This window comes from Fuchsiella alkaliacetigena, from assembly GCF_023227765.1.
GTDB classification, from domain to species: domain Bacteria; phylum Bacillota; class Halanaerobiia; order Halobacteroidales; family Acetohalobiaceae; genus Fuchsiella; species Fuchsiella alkaliacetigena.
Genome location: NZ_JALKBZ010000093.1, coordinates 1 through 4,672 on the forward strand (window position 1 = coordinate 1; position 4,672 = coordinate 4,672).

The window sequence follows — 4,672 nt, forward strand, 5'->3', positions numbered from 1 at the left end:
TTTTTGCTTTTAATTATAGCATCTTAAAGGGAAGAAATTAAATCTATTTTAGAGTTCTTTCTTGCGATTGCCCTGAGTTACCCTTTAAGCTACTTTCCTATGATATCAAGGGATTGGAGTGTTATGCAACATTACTGTACTTTTGTTGCATAGTTTAAAAGTAGTTTAAATTAAAAGAAATACTTGTCCAATAGCTCGATTTTAATTTTTCACTACCTTTATTTAAATTGTATTAAAATTGATAGCTTGTCCAAAAAGAATAGTAAAAGGAGTTTTTCCTAGATAATTAAGCCCAGAAAAAAATCCCCTTTAAATATTGGAGAAGTATTTAACTAGCAAACTAATTCTTTTCTTTAAGTGTACTTATGCAGGTTGAGCAGATATTTTTATCTTTATAATCAATTACATTATCTGTATTGCCACAAAAAACACATTGAGGGCTATACTTTTTAAATACAACTTCATCTTCATTAACTAAAATCTCCATAGGATCTCCAACTTCTATGTCGAAGTTATTTCTTACTTCCTTGGGGATAGTTACTCTACCAAGGTTGTCTATTTGACGGACAATCCCTACTGATTTCAACTGTTTTCACTCTCCTCTTTATTTTCTAAGAAGTCCAGCATTTTTTCCTCATACTCTCTTATTCTATTCTTCGCTTCTTGAAGATCTCCTTTAAGCTCCTGCTTCTCAGTTTTTAGCTCAGTTATTTTTTGAGCATAATCCTCTTCATTTCTCTCTAATTTATTATTTAAACTACTAAGCTGTTGAGAAAGCTCTTCGTTATCTCTTTTAACTAGATTCGGCAAGTAACTATTTAGATTAAATTTAGTCCAGATACTAGTAATATTAGAATATTAATCAAAATTGCTTCTTAAACTAACTAAATCAAAGTTTTAAATTTACTTGCCAAATTGGGGTTTATATCTATCTCTACATTTTTAATTTCTTTTTCTAAATTTATCTTTAGGATTTTAAATCTTACCCACTAAATATGATCATAGTTTTAAAGTCTTTTTAACTGGTTGCAATTTAAAGCACTAGCTTCCTCTGTTTCATATACATGTTATAAAGACTTGATTTGTCTAATTAGTTTGATGTATTTTTATCTATTAGTGAGGTTAAAAATTTCATAGCTTGAATAACTCCATATAAATCAAACTAATTATCATTCAACTGTTTTAACTTTTCTACCCAAGCTGGAAAATCAGATAGATGAATTCTTAAGTTATCTAAGTCGAAATTTTCTGCATATTCCAAGAGTTTCTGAGCATAACTACTTAAACTAGCTACTCCATAATCTTCAGCTAACTTAATCAACTGCTTTGCAAACTCTTCGATTTCATTTATAATCATTAAGTCTTTTAACTCTTTATATTTAACTAATAAGTCATTTTCTAAAGTCTGTATTAAACTCTCTAAGTCAACAGTTTCTTCAACAGATATATCTTCTGCTGTTACTGATATATCTATCTTTTTTTCTTGTCTATTATAAGCTAAATGTTTAGTCAACTCTTTAAATAAATTTTTTTCATTAATAGGTTTAGTTAGAAAAGCATCAAAGCCAGACTCCCAAACTTTCTTCTTTTCTTCGACAGTTGCAAAAGCAGTCAAGGCAATTATGGGAGTTTCTTTTTCCAGCTCTATTTCTATTAGTTGTTTAGCTTGATAACCATCTATAAAGGGCATTTTCAAATCAATAATGATTAATTGAGGTTGATGTTTTTCTGCTAACTCTACAGCTTCTCGACCGCTTGTAGCTGTTAATACCTTTAATCCTTTGCTTTCTAACTTAATTTTTAGTACTTCTAAGTTAGATTTCATATCATCTATTACTAATACTTGTTGAGAATTAAAATTAATTAAATTAGTATTAGCTATTCCTTTATTAATATTTCTTTTGATTTTATATTCTACTTCTGGAAAGATAATTTTAAAAGTACTACCCTTATCTACTGTGCTTTCTAGCTCAATCTTTCCTCCCATTTGTTTGCTTAAACGATGACAAATAGTTAATCCCAAGCCAGTACCTTCGTATTCAAAGCTTTGATTTTGCTGTTGGGTAAAGGCTTTAAAAATTGTCTCTTGCTCTCCTTTAGAAATCCCAATCCCTGTATCTTCTACTATAAACTCTAAGTATAACCTAGAATTATCTGTTTTTTCTGCTTGGACTGATAGCTTAACATAGCCTTTATTAGTAAATTTAACAGCATTACCAACTAAATTAATTAGTATCTGCCTTATCCTTGTTTCATCTAACTTAATTTCAAGCAAGTCGCTTTCCAACTCTATAGCTGAAAATAAGTCGCACTCTTCAATAAAGGTAATCCCTTTTTCTTCAGCTCTATAAGCAAAAATGGACTCCATTTCTTGAAGTAAAGCACAGGGATCAAACCATTCTTTTTTTATTTCTAAATGACCTGCTTCAATTTTAGATATATCTAAAATATTATTAATTAACTTCAATAAGCTAGTACCAGCATCTTTAATGGAGTTTAGATAGCCTTGATATTTAGAATCCTTAAGCTCTTTTTCTAAAATTTCGCTAAAACCAATCACTGCATTTAAAGGAGTACGTATCTCATGACTCATGTTAGCTATAAATTCAGATTTAGCCTTATTAGCTGCTTCAGCTTTTTGCTTTGCTTTTCTTAGTTCTCTTCTTATTTCTTTGCTTTCAGTGATATCTATAAAAGATGCCATAATTCCTTGCATTTTTCCGGTCTGATCTTTTATTACTGTAGATGAAAGATGAACCTCAAATTCAGAACCATCAGCTTTAACTGCTCTAAGTTCATCCTGCCAAGTACCACTTTTACTTTTAATTTGCTCCAAACTTTTAGCTATTTTTTCAGTTTCTGTAGATGGATGAAAATCGAAAGGAGTTAATCCTAAAACCTCTTCCTCATTATCATAATCCCACATTTCAAGGAAAGCATTATTAACTTCAGTTATCAATCCATCTTTATTAGTGAAAGCAAAAGCGGCATCTGAATTATGAATAGCTTTATCTTTTGCCCTTAATTCTTTGATAACTTGGTTTTTCTCAGTAATATCAATCCCTGTAGCAACAATATATTCGATATCACTCTGCTCATTAGTAATAACATTATTAGCCCAAGAAATTAGTCGCAACTCTCCTTCTTTAGTTCGCCAGTAGTTTTCATTTTGGTTAGGAAATTTTCTTGATAATAGCTCTGCAAATATCGATTTAGTGTTTTCCATTTCTTCATCTATGATAAATATATCCCAAACTTTCTTTCCTTTAACTTCACTAAAAGAATAACCCGTAACCTTTTCACAAGCTGAATTAAAACGAACTATTCTACCTTTAGTATCTAAAACTACTACTAATCCCCATTGAGTTTCTAAAACAGAATTAATAAACTGTTTTTCTTTTTCTAATTCCTGTTTAGCTATCTCTTCCGCAGTAATATCTTTTTTTTGTTCTATAATTTGAATTACATTCCCTTGATCATCTAAAATAGGATTACTATAACAATCAATATACATGTCAAGTTTTGAATTATATTTTTTTATACGCTCTAATTGTTTTGTCTTTAAGGACTTTTGAACAGCACAATCTTCACATTTCTCCCCCCAACCTTGTAGTTCATAGCATTTTTTCCCTTTCAACTCTTCTGGTTTCATCCCTAAAACTTGGTATCCTGCTTTATTAATCTCTTTTATAGTAAAGTCAGGATTTAAAATAATTAATATATCAGGAATTCCATCTATTACTCCTCTCAATAGATCTTTTTGTTTTTTAAGCTTATTTTCTCTCTTTTTAAGATCTGTAATTTCAATGCCTACCTCTATCGTTCCTATTATTTCTCCCTTATCATTCTTTACTGGAGAAACTGTTACCTTCCAGTATCGTCCGTCGGGACTGTTCGTCTCCCCTTTATAAATTTCACCATTTTCCATAGCTTTTATAACTGGACAGTCCTCACAAGGGGAGTTGGCATCTCCCCATATTTGATAGCACTTTTGTCCTTTTAAAGATGAAGGAGCTTTATTAGCCGACTCTCCAGCTTTAGCATTAGCCCAGACTATATTCAGATCACGGTCTCGATAAATTACTAATTCACCTAAACTATTAAGAATTAAACTTTCTTTTCCCTTAAGCTCTTCATCTAAATTCATACCTTAATTTCCTCCCTATAGTATAGTACTTAAAACTTTTCAAAATCGCCTTCATCAAAGTGGGTTTCTTCAATATAATTAGAGGTTTTTTGAGCTTGAGAAGCTTTCTTATCATTTCGCAGTCTAAATATATCTACTAGATCATTTAACTCTACCAAAGAAAGAATAGAAAAATTTATGACTAATTCTAAAGTGCAATGTCTTAGATACTACTCTAAAGACCTATTATAAATACGATAAAGATCCTCACGAAACTAAAAAATATCAGTATGAATAGTTATTCGCTATATACTTATGGTTCTTTATATAGACTACTATTCCTTCCAATCTTCAAGCTTTATCTATAAAATATTCCATAACTTCCTTAAGTTATTAATGAAACGATAAATACCAATAAAAAAACAACCAATCAATTCAGTAATTAATGTACTTTATCTTTACTAATATTTATCACTAGCATTGCATAAAAAATATTTTCATTTGTCAAGGGTAAATTTTTATTAATTATATATCCCTTAAATGTAA

At 30.1% G+C, this 4,672-nt stretch carries 3 protein-coding genes; all 3 read right to left on the reverse strand.

Annotated elements, in window-relative coordinates; translation table 11 throughout:
* Positions 1-340 precede the first annotated feature (340 nt).
* Positions 341-586: an AbrB/MazE/SpoVT family DNA-binding domain-containing protein gene (locus MWH30_RS13485; RefSeq protein WP_248664619.1), complete on the reverse strand. Its 246-nt coding sequence runs from the start codon at positions 584-586 to the stop codon at positions 341-343.
* The gene (locus tag MWH30_RS13490; protein ID WP_248664620.1) at positions 583-810 is read right to left on the reverse strand and encodes a hypothetical protein; all 228 of its coding nucleotides are present in this window, start codon (positions 808-810) and stop codon (positions 583-585) included. The genes MWH30_RS13485 and MWH30_RS13490 overlap by 4 nt, the downstream gene beginning before the upstream one ends.
* A gap of 352 nt (positions 811-1,162) precedes the next feature.
* A complete protein-coding gene (locus tag MWH30_RS13495) occupies positions 1,163-4,147 on the reverse strand; it encodes a PAS domain-containing hybrid sensor histidine kinase/response regulator (protein ID WP_248664621.1) in 2,985 nt (994 codons plus the stop codon).
* Between the last annotated feature and the right edge of the window lie 525 nt (positions 4,148-4,672).

Excerpts from the sequence above, each read along its gene's own strand:
- MWH30_RS13495 (WP_248664621.1), bottom strand. The coding sequence starts at position 4,147 with ATGAATTTAGATGAAGAGCTTAAGGGAAAAGAAAGTTTAATTCTTAAT.